This is a genomic window from Caulobacter sp. GW821-FHT10A10, from assembly GCF_059415745.1.
Genome location: NZ_JBWKNV010000010.1, coordinates 16043 through 33961, shown reverse-complemented (window position 1 = coordinate 33961; position 17919 = coordinate 16043). Strand labels below are relative to the sequence as shown.

Below are 17919 nucleotides of genomic sequence, written 5' to 3'. Positions count from 1 at the left end.
AAACGGTATCTGTCTACACACCTCCGGGCGTCGCCCGGGGCGCTCCGCTCTCCTTCACCAGCTCAGCGCGATCGCGCGTGAGATCGCCAACCCGTTCCCTCTCCCGCAAGGGGACAAGGATCAGGGAACCAGCACCACCTTGCCCACGTGCTCGCCGGCTTCCAGGTGCGCATGGGCCTTGGCCGCCTCGGCCAGGGGGAAGGTGGCGTCGACGATGGGCTTGAGCTTGCCGGCCGCGATCCACGGCCAGACGGTGCGCTCGACCTCGGCGGCCAGGCGGGCCTTCTCGTCGGCGGGGCGGGGGCGCAGGGTCGAGCCGGTGATCACCGCCCGCTTCTGCATCACCTTCATCACCGGGACCTCCAGCGTCCCGCCGGCCAGGGCGGCGATGTAGACGATGCGGCCGCCGGTCTTCAGGGCGTCGAGGTTCTTGTCGAAATAGGCGGCCCCGACCATGTCGAGCACCACATCGACCCCGCCGGCGCTCTTGGCGACTTCGGCGAAGTCCTCGGTCTTGGCGTCGACGGCCAGGTCGGCGCCGAGTTCGAGCGCCTTGGCCTTCTTGTCGGCCCCGCGACCTGTGGCGATGACGATCGCGCCGGCCGCCTTGGCCATGGCGATCGCCGTTGTCCCGATCCCGGACGTCCCACCATGAATCAAAATGGTCTCGCCAGGCTTCAGCGCGCCATGTTCGAACACATTGGCGAAGACGGTGAAGACCGTCTCGGGCAGGGCCGCGGCGTGAATGAAATCAAAGCCTTCCGGTACGGGCAGGGCCTGGCGGGCGTCGACCACGGCGTACTCTGCATACCCCCCGCCGCCCAGCAGGGCGCAGACCTTGTCGCCGACCTTCCAGCGTCCGGCGGCGACTTCGACCTCGCCGGCGACCTCCAGGCCCAGCGTCGTCGGCGCGCCGGGCGGCGGCGGATAGAACCCCAGGCGCTGCAACAGGTCCGGACGATTGACGCCCGCCGCGCGCACCCGGATCAGGATCTCGCCCGGCCCTGGAACGGGACGTTCCGCCTGCGTGGGGCGAAGGGCGTCGGCCGCCCCCTTGCCGCCTTCGATCTCGATCGCGGTCATGGTCTGGGACATGCTGGCGGCTCCGTCGCGCTTGCGTCGCGCCCTAGGTAGGCGTCTGATGGTCGATCGGAAAGGGAGGATGGCCGATGATGGAAGAGCCGGTCGAGCCGCGCGCGTTCCGCGGCGACGCGTTGAACACGGCCGCGCACGAGGATCTGGAGATCTACGGCGTGCGCGAACTGGAGGAGCGGATCGAGGCCCTCGAGGCCGAAATCGCCCGCACCAAAGCCCAGCTCAGCAAGAAGAAAGCCGGACGCGCCGCGGCCGATGCGCTGTTTGGTCGCCTCGACTAACGAATGGTTTACGCTACCCGTGGACCCTGAGGCGCGTCCGTCGGTCACAGTGAGTCGGGGCGGTCGCGAAACGGGACGTTAAGACTTGGCACGGGGGTTGCAGTCGGCCTCCTCAAGCGAGACGTCCTCGCGGCCTTAGAGGCATTGAGTAGACATGACCGATCCGAACGCGTCCACGGCCCCCTGGCGGGCGGGAGTCATCCAGGACTTCGCGCGCTCCGAACTGTTCGACCGCACCTTCGACGAGGGCATGCTGCTGGTCGAGGAGACCGCGGCCTATCTCGACGGGGCCGGCCGTCATGACAGCAAGATCCTGTCGCGCAACGCCGCCCTGGCCTACGCCAGCGAAAGCATGCGCCTGACCACCCGGCTGATGCAGGTGGCCTCGTGGCTGCTGGTGCAGCGCGCGGTCAAGGAAGGCGAGATGGCCCCCGAGGCCGCCTGCGCCGAGAACTACCGCCTCGCCGTCGAGGCCGTCGAGCAGGCCGCCGCGATCGAAGACCTGCCGTTCGGCCTGGTGAACCTGCTGCAGCGCTCCGAGCGCCTGTACGAGCGGGTCCGTCACCTGGACCGCCGCATGTACGTCGAAGCCGCCGCCGTCGATGAGGCCCCGCGCCCCGTCCAGGCCCAGTTCGACCGCCTGACCGCCGCCTTCGGCGTCGCCTGATCCCCGTTCAAACCGACTTCAAAGCGGGGTAGGACAGGCGCGTGACCCAAGCGCCTTCCCCCGATTCCGCCATTCCCGCCGGACCCTTCCTGGGCCGCGTCCTCATCCTGGCCGGATCCGATTCCGGCGGCGGGGCGGGCGTCCAGGCCGACATCAAGACCGTCACCGCCCTTGGCGGCTACGCGGCCACGGCGATCACCGCCATCACCGTGCAGAACACCCTGGGCGTCACTGGCGTCCATCCGCTCCCGCTCGATGTGATCGAGGCCCAGGCCCGCGCCGTGCTCGACGACATCGGCGCCGACGCCTTCAAGACCGGCATGCTGGGCGATGTCGGCGTGGTCGAGACCGTCGCCCGCGTCCTGGCCAGCGCCCCGCACGTCCCCGCCGTCGTCGACCCGGTGATGATCGCCAAGGGCGGTGCGCCGTTGCTGGCGGATCGCGCGATCGACGCGGTCAAGGCGCTGATGATCCCGCGCGCCACGCTGCTGACCCCCAACGCCCCCGAGGCTTCGGCCCTGACCGGCCTGCCGGTCGAGACCATCGACGACCAGCGCCGCGCCGGCGAGGCCCTGCTGGAGCTCGGCGCCCACGCCGTCCTGATGAAGGGCGGTCACGTCTCTGGCGAGCGGGTCGTGGACCTGTTGATCACCCGCCAGGGCGAGACCAGCTTCGAGGGCGAGCGGATCGACACCCGCCACACCCACGGCACCGGCTGCACCCTGGCCAGCGCCGTCGCCACCGGCCTGTCGCAGGGTCTGCCGCTGACGCAGGCCGTCGCCCGGGCCTGGAACTACGTCCACGAGGCCATGCTGCGCGCCCCTGGCCTCGGCAAGGGCCACGGCCCGCTCGACCACGCCTGGCCGGTGCGCCGATGAGCGATCTGCAAGCTCGCCTGGTCGAGATCGTCCGCGCCACGCCGACGACCATGCAGGTGCTGCGCACCGTGCGGGATCTGGATCTTCCCGACTGGATGATCTTCTCCGGCGCCATCTACCAGCCGGTGTTCAACAGCCTGACCGGCCGGCCGCTGGACTACGGCATCAAGGACTACGACGTCGCCTATCACGACGACAGCGACACCTCCTACGAGGCCGAGGACGTCGTGATCCAGCGCGTCGCCGCCGCCTTCGAGCCGCCGCTGCGCGAACTGGTCGAGGTGCGCAACCAGGCCCGCGTGCACCTGTGGTTCGAAAAGAAGTTCGGCGCCGACGAACCCTATCCGGCCCTGCGCTCCAGCGCCGAGGCCCTGGAGCGGTTCGTGGCCACGGCCTTCTGCGTCGGCGTGCGGCTGGAGGCGGACGACGCTTTGCGCGTCTGGGCGCCGTTCGGCCTGGACGACCTCTTTGCCATGCGCCTGCGGCCCAACCCGCTGCGGGTGAAGGGCGCGGGCGGCTGGGCGCGCACCACCGGCTCGGCCAAGGCCCGCTGGCCGGAGATCAGCGTCGAGGGCTGACCGCTCTGGACGGCGTCGCCGCACCGCTCTACGGAAATTGATAGCGCTATCATTTTCGTGAGCGACCCCATGGCCCTGCCGCGCCGCACCCTGTTCAAAGGCCTCCTGGCGGGCGCCGCCGCCGCGCCTGTCCTGGCCGCACAAACCGCCGAGGCCAAGCCTGTCGCTAAGCCCCCGACCTGGGGCAAGGGTCCCGACGGTCGCCGCACGGCCGATCTGGGCGACGGGACCTATCTGAACCCGATCATCGCCGGCGATCACCCCGACCCGACGATCCTCAAGGACGGCGACGTCTACTACATGACGTTCTCGTCGTTCCTGGCCTATCCGGGCCTGGTGATCTGGAAGTCGACGGACCTGGTGAACTGGACCCCGGTCGGCCCGGCGCTGCGCAAGCCGCTCGGCACGATCTGGGCGGTGGACCTGGTCAAGCACGACGGCCGCTACTTCATCTACATCCCGGCCGACCCGACGGGGCAGGGCTGGTCGATCTTCGCCATCTGGGCCGACAGCATCGAGGGGCCGTGGAGCGATCCGGTCGATCTGAAGATCAGCGGCTGCATCGATCCCGGCCATGTCGTGGGCGAGGACGGCAAGCGCTACCTGTTCGTCAACGGCGTGCGCAGGATCCGCCTGACCGACGACGGCCTGGCCACCGACGGCCAACTGGAGAAGGCCTACGACCCCTGGCGCTATCCCGACGACTGGATCGTCGAGAACTTCGCGCCCGAAGGCCCCAAGCTGCTGCGCCACAACGGCTGGTTCTACCTGATCACCGCCGTCGGCGGCACGGCCGGGCCGGTGACCGGCCACATGGTCATCGCCGCCCGCTCGCGTTCGGTGAACGGGCCGTGGGAGCACTGCCCGCACAATCCGCTGGTGCGCACCCGAAGCGAGGCCGAGCCCTGGTGGTCGCGCGGCCACGCCAGCCTAGTCGAGGGACCGGCCGGCGACTGGTGGATGGTCTATCACGCCTATGAGAACGGTTTTCGCACCCTGGGTCGCCAGACCCTGCTGGAGCCGATCGAATGGACCGCCGACGGCTGGTTCAAGCCCCTGGGCGGCGACCTCTCCAAGCCGATCCGCAAGCCGCGCGGCGGCAAGGCCGGACCGTCGGGCTTTTCCCTGTCGGACGACTTCTCGGCCGACCGCTTCGGCCTGCAGTGGGCCTTCCACGATCCCAAACCGGGCGAGGGCGAGCGCGCGACCTTCGAGACCAAGGCCCTGCGCCTGAAGGGCTCGGGAACCTCGCCGATCGACAGCGCGCCCCTGACCTGCATCGTCGGCGACCGTTCGTACGAGGCCGAGATCTCGCTGGACCTGATCGGCGAGGCCGAAGCGGGGATCCTGCTGTTCTACAATCACAAGGCTTTCGTCGGCCTGGGCGTCACCCCGACGGCGCTGAAGACCTTCCAGTATTCCGAGGAACTGGCCTGGGCGCGGATCAAGCACGAGACCCGCAGCGTCCGCCTGAAGGTGCGCAACGACGAGCACGTCGTCACGTACTGGTACTCCTACGACGACGGCGCGACCTGGACCCGCCACGGCACCCGCATGGAGGTCTCGGGTCTGCACCACAACGTGTTCGGCGGCTTCATCAGCCTGAAGGTCGGGATCTATGCGGCGGGTGCGGGCGAGGTGCGGCTGCGCAATTTCGTCTATCGCGCCGGCCTGCCGAAGACGGTGGAAAGCGCCTGACGTCTCGCATGGGAGTATTGTCATGATGACAATACTCCTTTTGCTTCATGGATCATTGCCCGTTACCGCTTGAGCCTCGCGCAAGAGGAGGCTCGGTTGCGGATCGCGGTTCTGACGTTCGATGGCTACAACGAGTTGGACTCGTTCATCGCCGCGGCGATCCTCAATCGCATGAAGGCCAAGGGCTGGGCGGCTTACATCACCTCGCCGACGCCGGAGGTCACGTCGCTGAACGGGGTGACGGTGCAGCGCCAGCAGCCCCTAGAATTCGCCGCCGAGGCCGACGCCGTGCTGATCGGCAGCGGCTCGAAGACCCGCGAGATCGCCGCCGACGCCGACCTGCTGTCGCGGCTGAAGCTTGATCCCTCGCGCCAGCTGATCGGCGCACAGTGCTCGGGGACCTTGCTGCTGGCCAAGCTCGGCCTGGTCGGCGACCTGCCGGCCTGCACCGATCTTACGACCAAGCCCTGGGTGATCGAGGCCGGCGTCCAAGTGCTGGACGCGCCGTTCGTCGCTCACGGCAATGTCGCCACCGCCGGCGGCTGCCTGGCCTCGCAGTATCTGGCCGCCTGGACGATCGCGCGGCTGGCGGGCCTGGCCGAGGCCGAGGAAGCCATCCGCTACGTCGCGCCGGTGGGCGAGAAGGACGTCTACGCCGTCCGCGCCTTGGCGGCGATCACGCCCTTCCTGCCGGCCGGCCAGGCCGCCGCCTGATTTTCGGGAGAAGCCCCATGCGCCAATGGACCATCGACGCCTTCGCGTCCGCCCCCTTCAAGGGCAACCCGGCCTGCGTGGTCGAGCCGTTCGACCGCTGGCCGAGCGACGCCTGGATGCAGGCCCTGGCGGCCGAGAACAACCAGGCCGAGACGGCCTTCCTGCTGAAGACCGCCGATCCCGCCCGCTACGGCCTGCGCTGGTTCACCCCGGCCAGGGAGGCTCCGCTGTGCGGTCACGCCACCTTGGCTTCAGCCCACGCCCTGTTCGCCGAACTGGGCGCGGACGTCGAGGTGCTGGCCTTCGACACCCTGTCGGGCGAGCTGCGGGTGCGGCGCGATGGCGAGCGGTTGGAGATGGATTTTCCGGCCAATCCGCCGCGCCGGGTCGCGATCCCGGCGGGTCTGGCCGAGGCTCTGGGCGCGCCGGTGGTCGAGGCCTGGGCCGGGGCCTATCTGGTGGCGGTGGTGGAGGACGAGGCGGCCGTGCGGCGGCTGGAGCCTGACTTCGCGGCCCTCAACCGCGTCGAAAGCGAGGCGACCGACGGCAAGGGCCAGGTCATCGCCGTCGCCCTTGCCGATGCGGGCCGGCCCTACGCGGTGGTCAGCCGCTTCTTCGCACCGGCGGCCGGCATTCCCGAGGATCCGACCACGGGTTCGGCCCACTGCATCCTGATGCCGCTCTATGGCGACAAGCTGGGAGCGACGGCGCTGGAGTTCCACCAGGCCTATCCGGGCCGGGGCGGGGACCTGTCATGCGAAAGCCGCGGCGCGCGCGTGATCCTGCGCGGCCGCGGCCTTACGGTGGTGGAAAGCCGGCTCCGGGTGGAGCCGACCTTCTAGTAGCTGTTACCAGCGACCGCGATGGTCGTTGCGGTCGCCGCGGCCGTAGCCTTGGCCGTAGTCGCGGTCATGACGCTCGTAGCGGATCTGGGCGCTGACGCGGTCCAGGCGGCGGTCGAGGTCGGCGCGCTCCCAGCCGTTCAGGCCGCCGGCGCGGTAGCGGTATTCGAGGCGGGCCACTTCACGCAGTTCGCCGTGCAGACGGCGGGCTTCCTGGCGGTTCAGGTCGCCGCTGCGCACGCCGCGGTCGATCCGCTGCTCGAGCTGCGCCTGGCGCTGGTTGATGGGCTGGGCCATGGCCGCGGCGGGGAGGGTGGCGGCCGCCAGGGTCGAGACCGCAACGATCGGGAGAATGATCTTCTTCATCGGTTCGGTTCCTTCTCAATCTGCTCCGCCGTCCTTGTCGGCGGCGTTGAGGAGAAGAGACCACGTCCCGCCTGAAGCGGTTCTGAGCCCGTCGTTATGTTGGGTTCATCTACCTGAAGGCGTAGCGGAGCGATGCGAAGCCGATTTGGATCGCGGAAGGACCCCACTCCACCGAGTATCCCCGCCTACGCGGGGATGCGCGGAGTTTTAATCGGCTCCTAAGTTGGACCCTAAGCCGCGGCCGCCATGCGCGCCGCGGCGGCCACGGCGTCCTCGATGGCGGCGTAGAGCTTGGTGACCTCGATCGGTTTGGCCACGTGGCCGTCCATGCCGGCGGCCAGATAGCCCTCGACCTGGTGGACCAGGGCGTTGGCGGTGACCGCCACGATCGGGGTGCGCGGACGGCCCTCGGCGGCTTCCAGCGAACGGATGGTGCGGGCGGCCTCGACGCCGTCCATCACCGGCATGTGGATGTCCATAAGGATCACGTCGTGCCCGCCGGCGCGCCAGGCCTCGACGCAGGCCGCGCCGTCGGCGACCAGCGCCACCTCGGCACCCAGAGGGGCCAGGACGGCGGCGATGACCTTCTGGTTGGTCAGGTTGTCGTCGGCGGCCAGCACGCGCAGGCGGCGGCCGGCGGCGGCGTCGGACGGCTCGTCGACCGGAGCGGCCTGGGCGATCTCGCCCTCGCCGCGCGGCATGGCCACGACGACGGTGAAGGTCGAACCCTGGCCTTCGCGGCTCTGCACGTGGATGCCCCCGCCCATGACGGCGGCCAGCTCGCGGCAGATCGACAGGCCCAGGCCCGAGCCGCCGAAGCGGCGGGTGGTCGAGCTGTCGGCCTGGACGAACTTGTCGAACAGGCGCGGCAGGATGTCGGCGGCGATGCCGATGCCGGTGTCGGTGACGTCGATGCGCAGGCCCGAGCCGTCCTCGGCCGAGGCGAAGCGGACCGAGACCGCGCCTTCCAGCGTGAACTTCAGGGCGTTGGACACCAGGTTGTTGAGGATCTGGCGCAGGCGATCCACGTCGCCGTGCCAGCCGCCCAGGGCCTCGGGGGCGACCATGACGCCGAAGTCCAGGCCCTTGTCGCGGGCCTGGTCGACGAAGGTCTCGCGCAGCGAGGAGGCGAGGGCGGAAAGGTCGAAGTCGCGCTCGACCAGCTCCAGGCGGCCGGCCTCGATCTTCGACAGGTCGAGCACGTCGTTGAGCACGGCCAGCAGCAGGCCGCCCGACTCGCGGATCACCGACAGGCGCTCGCGCTGCTTGGACGACAGGTCGTCCATGGCCATCACTTCGGTCATGGCCAGCACGCCGTTCAGGGGCGTGCGGATCTCATGGCTCATATTGGCCAGGAAGTGCGACTTCAGCACGTTGGCGGCGTTGGCGTCGTCGCGGGCCTTGACCAGTTCGCCCATGGCCGAGCGCAGGTCGTGGTCGTTGGCCTCGAGGCGGGCCACCAGGTGGTTGAAGCTGTCGGTCAGGCTGTGGAAGACGTCGTCGTCGCTGGCCTGCTGGACGGGGCTGTAGCGGCCGCCCTGGGCCATGTCGTGCATGGCGTCCGACAGCCGCTGCATCGGCTTGGTCATCCGCCGGGCCAGGCTGTTGGCCAGAAGGATGGCCAGGCCGGCGGCGCCGAAGAAGAGAGCGCCGGTCAGGGCGAGGTCGCGGGCCAGGATCTCGACCAGACTCGGCTGGCGCGCCACCAGCGACAGTTCGCCGACCTTGCGGCCCGACAGGGTCACCGGACGGGTCAGGGTCTCGACATTGTCTTCGTTCTCGACGCCGATGCGGGCCACGACCTGGCCCGAGACGTCGGTGAGGCGGGCGCCGGCCACGTGCGGGGCCTTGATGACGGCGTCGAGGGCGCGGCTGGCGCCGGCGGCGTTGTGGTCGGCGAGAGAGGAGGCGGCGCCAGCGGCGACCATCTCGGCCAGGACGCGGTGGTTCTCGCGGGCTTCCTGGCGGGCGACGCTCCACTGCTGGAGCATGAAGCACAGGCATGCGGCCGTAAGGGCGGCGATCGTCGTGCCCAGCGCAACGCCGGCGATTCGCGCCTGTAGAGGCGCGTGAGCCGAAGTTTCGGAGATGTGCCTCGTATCGTCCATGGGCCTTCCGGCAGGTCAAACACGGGCATTTTGCCGGCAGGTTCCTAACGCTTCGCTTCCAGCCCCAGGTGCAGTCGCGACAAAACAACGCTAGGGCGCATTTTCGATTGCGGCGACATTAATGATTCGTTTACCTTTTGACTCGGTTCTCTGGAGGAGTCGGGTACGTGGAAAAAGTGTTTGTTGCTCAACGTGTCGCCAACAAGTTGTTCGCGACCGAAAACGCCGTCGATGCGGCGATGGTGAACGCCGCCGAACTGATGTCGGACATGCTGAAGGCCCGTAAGGACCTTGGTCTGTCGGCCGTCGTCGGCGACAAGGCCAGCGCGAAGCTGGTCGAGGCCCTGGCCGCGCTGGGAGAAGCCCGCAGCGCCATGGTCGGCATGCACAACGAGCTCAGCGAAGTGAAACTCCGCGTGGGTATCCGCACCAAGCTCGCGGGTGTGGAAGTCAAGGAAGACAACGTCACGACCACCGGTCAGAAGTCGACGGACCTGCGCGGCGTCGCCTGACGGCGAAGTTGCAAGACTTTAACTTAGCAAGGCCCCTAATTTGCGTTAGGGGCCTTGCGCATGTTTGGAAACCTCATCGCCGTCGTCATATGGGGCGCGATCATCGCGCTGGCGGCGCTCGCGTGGGCGAAGGGTGGTAAGGCCGAACGGCTGGCCGCCCTGGCGGTGGTGATCGGCAGCGTCGGCGTTTCGGCCATCCACCTGCTGCTGCCGCCGGCGATCCAGCCGGTGATTCTGCTGATCGACGACGCGGCCCTGGCGGTGGTGTTCCTGCTGCTGGCCATGCGTTTCGTCAGCGCCTGGCTGGGCGTGGCGATGTTGCTGCAGGCGGTGCAGTTCAGCCTGCACGCCTATTACCTCGTGGCCGAGAAGGCGCACGACAACCTCTACAAGATGGTCAACAACATCAACACGATCGGGGTGCTGGCCTGCATCCTGCTGGGCACGATCCTGGCCTGGCGCCGAAAGGCGCGTTCTGCAAAATAATTGCCGAGCGCGGACGATCGGTCGCGCCCAGCGGAATAAAATTCCAGAAAATGGCTCTTGCCTTCCGATCGAAAACGGGGTTTTTCGCCGGCGGGCCACGCCCCCCCAACGGGGCGCAGTCCATCTGTAAGGATGGGAGACATCGCCATGACTACCCTCGCCAAGCCGGCAATCCGTCCGGCTCGCCCCGAGTTCTCTTCCGGCCCCTGCGCCAAGCGCCCCGGCTGGTCCCCCGAAAATCTGAGGAACGCGGTCCTGGGCCGCTCGCACCGCTCCAAGCTGGGCAAGGCGCGCCTGAAGGCCGCCATCGACCAGACGCGCGACGTGCTCGAAGTGCCCGCCGACTTCCTGATCGGCATCGTCCCCGGTTCGGACACCGGCGCCGTCGAGATGGCGATGTGGTCGATGCTGGGCGCCCGCCCCGTGCAACTCCTGGCCTTCGAGTCCTTCGGCAAGGACTGGGTCACGGACGTCACCAAGCAACTGAAGCTGCCCGACGTCGAGGTGCTGAGCGCCCCGTACGGCGAGCTGCCCGACACCGCCAAGGTCGATCCGGCCAAGGATCTGGTCTTCACCTGGAACGGCACGACCTCGGGCGTGCGCGTGCCCAACGCCGACTTCATCTCGGCCGACCGTGAAGGCATCACCATCTGCGACGCCACCAGCGCCGCCTTCGCTCAGGACCTGGACTGGACCAAGCTCGATGTCGTGACCTTCTCCTGGCAGAAGGCGCTGGGCGGCGAGGGCGCGCACGGGATCCTGATCCTGTCGCCGCGCGCCGTGGCCCGCCTGGAAAGCTACGTGCCGGCCTGGCCGATGCCGAAGCTGTTCCGCATGACCAAGAACGGCAAGGTCACGCTCGACCTGTTCGAGGGCGCGACGATCAACACCCCGTCGATGCTGTGCGTGGAAGACGCCCTGGACGCCCTGCAATGGGGCGCCTCGATCGGCGGCCTGCAGGCCATGCAGGGCCGCGCCGACCAGAACCTCAAGGTGCTGGCCGACTGGGTCGAGAAGACCGCCTGGGTCGACTTCCTGGCCGCTTCGCCGGAAATCCGCTCCAACACCTCGGTGTGCCTGAAGGTGGTCGACGCCGAGATCGCCGCCCTGCCGGCCGACGCTCAGGCCGACTTCGCCAAGAAGCTGGCCAGCCTGCTCGAGAAGGAGGGCGCGGCCCTCGACATCGGCGGCTACCGCGACGCTCCGGCCGGCCTGCGCATCTGGTGCGGCGCCACGGTCGAGGCCTCGGATCTCGAAGCCCTGACCCCGTGGCTCGACTGGGCCTTCTCGGAAACCAAGGCGGCGGTCCTGCAAGCGGCCTGACGCTGGTGTTCGCCGACCCCCTCACGCAGCGCCTGACCGATTTCGTGATCGGCCTCGGCATCGACGTGAGGGTGGGCGAGCTGCCCGACGACACCTTCCTGCCGGGTCTGGACATCCGGTTCGGTGGGTTGGTGGTCGACGAGCGGCGCCTGGCCCATCCCGGCGACATCCTGCACGAAGCCGGCCACATCGCCGTCACCGAGCCCGAAAGCCGCCAGGCCGAACGGCTCGAGCCCACCGACGGCGAGGAAATGGCCACGCTGGCCTGGTCCTGGGCGGCCCTGACCCATCTGGGTCTGGATCCCGCCGTGGTCTTCCATCCGGAAGGCTACAAGGGCGAGGCGGCCTGGCTGGCCGAGACCTTCGCGTCGGGCGGCGCCATCGGCGTGCCGCTGCTCCAGTACTACGGCCTCTGCGTCGAGCCCCGCCTGGCGGCCGAACGCGGCGTCCCTCCCTTCCCGCACATGCTGCGCTGGCTCCGCTGAGCGCGGCTTTCAAGACAGACATCGCGGCCCGACCGGCCGCCACCGATCAAGGAACTCAGCCCATGGCTCCTCGCGTCCTCATCGCCGACAAGCTTTCCCCCGCCGCCGTCGACATCTTCAAGAACCGCGGCGTCGACTTCGACATCAAGGTCGGCCTGTCCAAGGACGAGCTGATCGCCGTCATCGGCGACTATGACGGCATCGCCATCCGCTCGGGCGCCAAGCTCGACAAGGATGTGATCGCCGCCGCCAACAAGCTGCAGGTCATCGCCCGCGCCGGCATCGGCGTCGACAACGTCGACATCCCGGCCGCCACCGCCAAGGGCGTGGTGGTGATGAACACCCCGTTCGGCAACTCGATCACCACGGCCGAGCACGCCATCGCCATGATGTTCGCCCTGGCCCGCCAACTGCCGGCCGCCGACGCCAGCACCCAGGCCGGCAAGTGGGAAAAGAACCGCTTCATGGGCGTGGAGCTCTACGCCAAGACCCTGGGCCTGATCGGCGCCGGCAACATCGGCGGCATCGTCGCCGACCGCGCCCTGGGCCTGAAGATGAAGGTCGTCGCCTACGACCCCTTCCTGTCGCCCGAGCGTGCGATTGAAATGGGCGTCGAGAAGGTCGAGCTGGAAGAGCTGCTGGCCCGCGCCGACGTCATCACCCTGCACACCCCGCTGACCGACAAGACCCGCAACATCCTGTCGGCCGAGAACCTGGCCAAGACCAAGAAGGGCGTGCTGATCGTCAACTGCGCCCGCGGCGGCCTGGTCGACGAAGTCGCCCTGCGCAAGCTGCTGGACGACGGCCACGTGGGCGGCGCCGCCTTCGACGTGTTCGTCACCGAGCCGGCCAAGGAAAACCCGCTGTTCGGTTCGGACAAGGTGGTGGCCACCCCGCACTTGGGCGCCTCGACCTCGGAAGCCCAGGAAAACGTGGCCCTGCAGGTGGCCGAGCAGGTCAGCGACTACCTGCTGACCGGCGCCGTCACCAACGCCCTGAACAGCCCCTCGGTCAGCGCCGAGGAAGCCCCGAAGCTGAAGCCGTTCGTGGCCCTGGCCGAGAAGATCGGCGCCCTGGCCGGCCAGATGGTCGACTTCGGCATCAAGGCCATCGACATCGCTTTCGAAGGTGAAGTCGCCGCCCTGAACGTCAAGCCGCTGACCTCGGCGGCTCTCGCCGGCGTGCTGAAGCCGATGCTGGCCGAGATCAACATGGTCTCGGCGCCCGCCGTGGCCAAGGAGCGCGGCATCACCGTCTCCGAGAGCCGCCAGGAAAAGAGCCCGACCTACGACTCGCTGCTGCGCGTGACCATCACCACCGAGAAGGGCAAGCGCGCCTTCGCCGGCACGGTGATCGCCGGCGCCCCGCGCGTCATCGAGGTCAAGGGCATGGAGCTGGACGCGGGCTTCTCGCCGGCCATGCTCTACATCAACAACCTCGACAAGCCGGGCTTCATCGGCGCGCTGGGCATGCTGCTGGGCGAAGCGGGCGTGAACATCGCCACCTTCAACCTGGGCCGCGTCTCGGCCGACGAGGACGCCATCGCCCTCGTGGGCGTCGACCAGGCTCCGAGCGAAGAGCTGCTGGCCAAGATCCAGGCCTTGCCGCACGTGAAGGAAGCCCGCGCGCTGACCTTCTAAGGGTGAATTGGCGGTGGATGGGGCTCTTTCCGTCCACCGCTCTTTTCCTGCCTTCCTGGGCCTTGTGCCCAGGATCCATCGTTCAGCCGCTCAGACCTCGACCAGGCGGTCGAGGTCTGAGCTGTTTTTGGCACGGACCCTCGCCACAGGGGCGGGGGAGGCGGTTGCAAGTAGACGGGACGGTTGCGCCACGCGGATGCAGATCGCGTGCAGAGCCCGACAAGAATAGGCGGACAGGCGTCGCCGCCATTTTCAAGCCCCAGGTGAGCGGCTAGGGCAGGGCTCGCGTCTCTCCAGGAGCCCTGATGTCCCGCAGCTTCAAGCGCAAGATCAACTGGCTGGCCTTCGCCGTGTTCGTGGCGGCCGCCGCCTACGCCTTCTGGAAGGCGGTCACGCCCGGCGACGACAGCGTCGGGCTGATCCCGTGGGACAAGGCCAAGCACTTCATCGTCTTCTACGTCCTGGCCGTGCTGGGGTGCCTGGCCATGCCCAAGAGCCGGCTGTGGCGGATCGGGGCGGTGCTGGTGGCGTTCGGCGCGCTGATCGAGATCGTGCAGCACTTCGTGGGCCGCGACATGTCGTTCGGCGACCTGATCGCCGACTTCTGCGGGGTGTCGGCGGCCTATGCCTACAGCGTGGTGGGCGTGATCCGTCGCAAGCTGCCGGCCGGCCGAGCTTGACCGTCTCCAAAGGGGCGCTCACCACTGCGGCGTGAAACCGTTTCCGCCGCTCAAGACCGATTCCGACGACATGCTGCACCTGGACGCCCTTCGGGCGCTGGGGGCGGTGCTGATCGTCGTCTTCCACTTCAACCGGTTCATCAACATCGACGGCCGCTGGCAGGCGGTGGACGACACGGTCAAGAGCTTCAGCCTGCTCGTCGACCTGTTCTTCGTCATCTCCGGCTACGTGATCAGCGCCGTCTACACGGGCCGGATCCGCACCGTGTCGGACTTCCGCTGGTTCCTGCAGAAGCGGGTGGCGCGGCTGATGCCGCTGCACTGGCTGACCCTGGGCGTGTTCATCGTCATCGCCATCGCCGGCGTGCTGGGACTGGTCAACGACCGCGACCCCAGCCGCTACGACCCGGCCTGCGTCGTGCCCAACCTGCTGAACCTGCAGGCCTTCGGCATCTGCCGGGCCCAGACCTTCAACTTCGTCAGCTGGTCGATCAGCGCCGAGTGGGCGATGTACCTGATCCTGCCGGTGCTGCTGTGGCTGGCGGGACGGGGGACGGCGTGGCTGACCCTGGCGACGGCAGTGATCCTGGCGGCGCTGTTCGCCGTTCCGCTGTTCGTTCCCGCCGCCAACCAGCCCTTCCACATGTGGACCGCCGACTTCGGGATCGCCCGCGCCGCGCCGGGCTTCATGATCGGCATGATCGCCTACGACATCCGCGGATGGCTGAGCCGGCTACCGGGCGCGCGGTGGTGGTTCTTCGGGTCGTGCGTCGCCTTCGTGGCCGGTGCGGCCGTGCAGCTGGACCGGAGCATCCTGCTGTTCGTCTGCTACGCCGTCGGCCTGCTTGGCGTGGCGGCCGACAATGCGCCGGCCAAGCCCGGTCCCGTGGTGCGCTGGCTGGCCCCGTGGGGGCAGCTTTCCTACTCGGTCTACATGCTCCACCCGATCGTGCTGAAGATCGCCCTGAACTGGGTGGGGCTTGGCATGCTGCACCTGACCGGCGACGTCATGCGTCTGTGGTGCCTGGCCTGGGGCCTGGCGCTGATCCCGGTGAGCTATGCGTCGCTGATGTATTTCGAGAAGCCGGCGCGGGACGCGATCGCAAGGTGGGGGAAGGCCGCTCCCAAGAAACCTCTCCCATAGGGAGAGGGAGGGGCCCGCCGCGCAGCGGTGGGAGGGTGAGGGGTTACACCCTTAAACGCCTTACCCCCTCATCCTCCCACCGCTGCGCGGCGGGCCCCTCCTTCTCCCCATGGGAGAAGGGTTGGGAGGTGGGAGAAGGTCAGTTCTTCGAAACGTGATCCACGAACGCCGGCAGCTCCGCGATCGAGGCCAGCTCGACATACCGGTCATGCCCGACCGGCGCTTCGGCCGCCTCATGCGCCCAGACCAGCGGGTAGGGGATCAGGGCCCCCCAGGCCCCGGCCTCGAGCGCCGGCAGGATGTCGGACCGCATCGAGTTGCCGGCCATCAGCGCCTGGTGCGCGCCCGTGCCGTAGCGCTCGAACACCCGGCGATAGGTGCCCGCGTCCTTCTCCGAAACGATCTCGACGGCCGCGAACAGATCGCCCAGCCCGGAGGCGGCCAGCTTCTGCTCCTGGTGCAGCAGGTCGCCCTTGGTGATCAGGATCAGGCGGTAGCGCTTGGAAAGCTCGGCCAGGGCCTTCTCGACGCCGGGCAGGGGCTCGACCGGCTCGGTCAGCATCTCGCGGCCTACGGCCAGGATCTCGCGGATCACCCGGGTGGAGACCGCGCCGTCCGTCAGGTCCAGCGCGGTCTCGATCATCGACAGGGTGAAGCCCTTGGCCCCGTAGCCGTAGACCCGAAGGTTCTTCTTCTCGGTCACGGCCAGCTGGGCGTTGATCCGCTCCTCGTCGCCGAACTCCGACAGCAGTTCGACGAACCGCTTGTGAGAGAGGCGAAACAGCGTCTCGCAGTGCCAGAGGGTGTCGTCGGCGTCGACGCCGACCGTAGTGATGAGGCTCATGCCTCCTGATCTACATCACCCCAGGGTTCGCTTGTAGAGGTCCAGCAGGTTGGCCCAGGCCGTTTCGGCGGCGGTCTCGTTGTAGACTTGGCTGCCTTTGACCGTCCAACCGTGGGCGGCGCCGGCGAAGACCTCGACCTTGGCCGGGCGCTTGGCTTCGGCGAAGGCAGCCTTCAGCTTGTCCTTGGTCTCCGGCTCCTTCTGGTCGTCGTTGTCGGCGATCTCGATCAGGAACTCGGCGTGGGTCTTGGGGATCAGCAGGTGCGGGCTGGTCGGCTGGTCGGTGACCAGGCCCCCGCCGTGGAAGCTGGCGACGGCGGCGATGCGGCCTGGCGCGGCGGCGGCCGTGCGGAAGGCCAGCGGACCGCCCATGCAGTAGCCCTGCACGCCGATCTTCTTGCCCTTGTCCGTCTCCTTCTGGGCGTCGAGGAAGGCGACATAGGCCAGGGCGTCCTTGTCGGTGCCCTCGGGCGTCACGGTGGCGCGCAGCGGCGTGATCTTGGCGCGGTCGTCGGGGTTGGCGAAGTTGAACGTTCCCTCGACCACCGGCGCCTTCTTGACCCGGTAATAGAGGTTGGGGACCAGCACGACATAGCCCTGGGCGGCCAGGCGGCGGCCCATGTCGCGGAACACCGGGCGCAGGCTCATCACATCGGGCCAGATCAGCACGGCGGGCCATTTGCCCTTGCCGGCCGGCTTGAACAGGGCCGCGTCGGCCTCGCCGTCGGGCGTCTTGATGACGACGTCGGTCTCCACGACCTTGTCGTCCGCGCGGGCGGCGGTGGCGACCAGGCCGCCGGCCGCGGCCGTCATCAGGCCGAAGGCGCGGCGCGAGACGCGCGGGTCATGGACAAGGCCTTGGTGGATGTCGTCGTCGCACATCGAACGGGCTCCTTCGCAACTGAGAGGCGCCCGCACGGTGCACGACCTGAGCCCGAAGGCAATCAGTCGGACCCGTTTAAGTTCAGAAGCTGAGGATTACGAATAGGGCGCCGCTGGCGACGATGCCGGCGCTCAGCACCAGGCCGAGGGCCTGACCCGCCAGGCTCTGACCGGGGAGGCGCGACCAGGCGATCTTCGACGCGCGCGGGGCGGCGACGGTGCGATCGTGGACGGCGACGGTCATGGCTCTGGTCTCCTCGTTTACGCCCAAGCTTGTGGGGCCTGACGAGTTAACGACCGTGAACCGCCGAACGATCCAGGCATGCGACCGATTGAACCAGGGTGCGCCTAATGGGTCACACCATGCCCGCTCGGCCAGTCGTCCAGGGGCGGGCGCGGGGGCGGTTTGGCGCAGACGGCGTGGGCCTTGTTGACCCGCCGCAGCGAGGCGGGAAAGCGGTGCAGCTTGCTGTCGGGTCGGATCGGCCGGGGGGCCAGGTCGCCCTCGCAATTGGGACAGACGCCCTGGAATCGGCTGTCGGCGCAGTCGATGCAGAAGGTGCATTCGAAGGTGCAGATGCGGGCCTCTCCGCTCTGGGGCGGCAGGTCGCGGTCGCAGCACTCGCAATTGGGGCGCAGTTCGAGCATGGGCCGTCCTCCCGTGTTCTTATGCGTTGAAGCCCCGCACCATAAGGG

Annotated in this window: 21 protein-coding genes; 14 read left to right on the top strand and 7 right to left on the bottom strand. The window is 68.5% G+C overall.

The genetic code is table 11. From position 1 onward, the window contains the following. Positions 1–120 precede the first annotated feature (120 nt). On the bottom strand, positions 121–1095 hold the full coding sequence (locus AC07NS_RS23135) for an NAD(P)H-quinone oxidoreductase (protein WP_494607099.1): 975 nt from the start codon (positions 1093–1095) through the stop codon (positions 121–123). A gap of 74 nt (positions 1096–1169) precedes the next feature. On the opposite strand from AC07NS_RS23135, the gene AC07NS_RS23130 reads away from it, so the two are divergent. The 7 genes from AC07NS_RS23130 (at position 1170) to AC07NS_RS23100 (ending at position 6753) form a co-directional block, all read left to right on the top strand. Next, positions 1170–1376, top strand: a complete 207-nt coding sequence (locus tag AC07NS_RS23130) for a DUF1192 domain-containing protein (RefSeq protein WP_110121621.1) — start codon at positions 1170–1172, stop codon at positions 1374–1376. A gap of 154 nt (positions 1377–1530) precedes the next feature. After that, complete coding sequence (gene rcdA, locus AC07NS_RS23125) at positions 1531–2043, top strand: protease adaptor protein RcdA (RefSeq protein ID WP_494607097.1); 513 nt, start codon at positions 1531–1533, stop codon at positions 2041–2043. 89 nt (positions 2044–2132) lie between these two features. Next, positions 2133–2921 (top strand): bifunctional hydroxymethylpyrimidine kinase/phosphomethylpyrimidine kinase, encoded by a 789-nt coding sequence (gene thiD, locus AC07NS_RS23120; protein ID WP_494607411.1) that lies wholly within the window; start codon positions 2133–2135, stop codon positions 2919–2921. Next, a complete protein-coding gene (locus AC07NS_RS23115; RefSeq protein ID WP_494607095.1) occupies positions 2918–3499 on the top strand; it encodes a nucleotidyltransferase family protein in 582 nt (193 codons plus the stop codon). Before thiD ends, AC07NS_RS23115 begins: the two co-directional genes overlap by 4 nt. 69 nt (positions 3500–3568) lie before the next feature. Then, positions 3569–5197 carry a family 43 glycosylhydrolase gene (locus tag AC07NS_RS23110; protein WP_494607409.1) on the top strand — a complete coding sequence of 543 codons (1629 nt, stop codon included), beginning with the start codon at positions 3569–3571 and terminating at the stop codon, positions 5195–5197. 96 nt (positions 5198–5293) lie between these two features. Then, positions 5294–5911, top strand: coding sequence for a DJ-1/PfpI family protein (locus tag AC07NS_RS23105; RefSeq protein WP_494607093.1), 618 nt, complete (start codon positions 5294–5296; stop codon positions 5909–5911). 17 nt (positions 5912–5928) lie between these two features. Beyond that, positions 5929–6753: a PhzF family phenazine biosynthesis protein gene (locus AC07NS_RS23100; protein ID WP_494607091.1), complete on the top strand. Its 825-nt coding sequence runs from the start codon at positions 5929–5931 to the stop codon at positions 6751–6753. A 6-nt stretch (positions 6754–6759) separates the two neighbouring features. Here AC07NS_RS23100 and AC07NS_RS23095 read toward each other — a convergent pair whose 3' ends face one another. After that, a complete protein-coding gene (locus AC07NS_RS23095; protein WP_494607089.1) occupies positions 6760–7119 on the bottom strand; it encodes a hypothetical protein in 360 nt (119 codons plus the stop codon). Positions 7120–7349: 230 nt separating this feature from the next. After that, the gene (locus AC07NS_RS23090; protein ID WP_494607087.1) at positions 7350–9227 is read right to left on the bottom strand and encodes an ATP-binding protein; all 1878 of its coding nucleotides are present in this window, start codon (positions 9225–9227) and stop codon (positions 7350–7352) included. 206 nt (positions 9228–9433) lie between these two features. Between AC07NS_RS23090 and AC07NS_RS23085 the strand changes: the two genes are divergently transcribed. The 7 genes from AC07NS_RS23085 (at position 9434) to AC07NS_RS23055 (ending at position 15497) form a co-directional block, all read left to right on the top strand. Continuing rightward, a complete protein-coding gene (locus tag AC07NS_RS23085; RefSeq protein ID WP_494607086.1) occupies positions 9434–9739 on the top strand; it encodes a hypothetical protein in 306 nt (101 codons plus the stop codon). Positions 9740–9799: 60 nt separating this feature from the next. Continuing rightward, entirely contained in the window at positions 9800–10225 is a 426-nt protein-coding gene (locus AC07NS_RS23080) for a hypothetical protein (RefSeq protein ID WP_487289129.1), read from the top strand. Between the two features lie 147 nt (positions 10226–10372). Then, positions 10373–11548 carry a phosphoserine transaminase gene (locus AC07NS_RS23075; protein WP_494607084.1) on the top strand — a complete coding sequence of 392 codons (1176 nt, stop codon included), beginning with the start codon at positions 10373–10375 and terminating at the stop codon, positions 11546–11548. A 5-nt stretch (positions 11549–11553) separates the two neighbouring features. Next, the gene (locus AC07NS_RS23070) at positions 11554–12033 is read left to right on the top strand and encodes a hypothetical protein (RefSeq protein WP_494607082.1); all 480 of its coding nucleotides are present in this window, start codon (positions 11554–11556) and stop codon (positions 12031–12033) included. Between the two features lie 62 nt (positions 12034–12095). After that, positions 12096–13673 (top strand): phosphoglycerate dehydrogenase, encoded by a 1578-nt coding sequence (gene serA / locus AC07NS_RS23065; protein WP_494607080.1) that lies wholly within the window; start codon positions 12096–12098, stop codon positions 13671–13673. Positions 13674–13978: 305 nt separating this feature from the next. Next, positions 13979–14353, top strand: coding sequence for a VanZ family protein (locus AC07NS_RS23060; RefSeq protein ID WP_494607078.1), 375 nt, complete (start codon positions 13979–13981; stop codon positions 14351–14353). A 31-nt stretch (positions 14354–14384) separates the two neighbouring features. Beyond that, positions 14385–15497 carry an acyltransferase family protein gene (locus tag AC07NS_RS23055; RefSeq protein ID WP_494607076.1) on the top strand — a complete coding sequence of 371 codons (1113 nt, stop codon included), beginning with the start codon at positions 14385–14387 and terminating at the stop codon, positions 15495–15497. 139 nt (positions 15498–15636) lie between these two features. Here AC07NS_RS23055 and AC07NS_RS23050 read toward each other — a convergent pair whose 3' ends face one another. From AC07NS_RS23050 to AC07NS_RS23035, 4 genes are all read right to left on the bottom strand, one after another. Then, a complete protein-coding gene (locus AC07NS_RS23050) occupies positions 15637–16341 on the bottom strand; it encodes an HAD family hydrolase (protein WP_494607074.1) in 705 nt (234 codons plus the stop codon). A 15-nt stretch (positions 16342–16356) separates the two neighbouring features. After that, entirely contained in the window at positions 16357–17223 is an 867-nt protein-coding gene (locus tag AC07NS_RS23045; RefSeq protein ID WP_494607072.1) for a dienelactone hydrolase family protein, read from the bottom strand. An 82-nt stretch (positions 17224–17305) separates the two neighbouring features. After that, on the bottom strand, positions 17306–17467 hold the full coding sequence (locus AC07NS_RS23040; RefSeq protein WP_487289136.1) for a hypothetical protein: 162 nt from the start codon (positions 17465–17467) through the stop codon (positions 17306–17308). Between the two features lie 104 nt (positions 17468–17571). Then, positions 17572–17871 carry a DUF1272 domain-containing protein gene (locus AC07NS_RS23035; protein ID WP_494607070.1) on the bottom strand — a complete coding sequence of 100 codons (300 nt, stop codon included), beginning with the start codon at positions 17869–17871 and terminating at the stop codon, positions 17572–17574. Positions 17872–17919 lie beyond the last annotated feature (48 nt).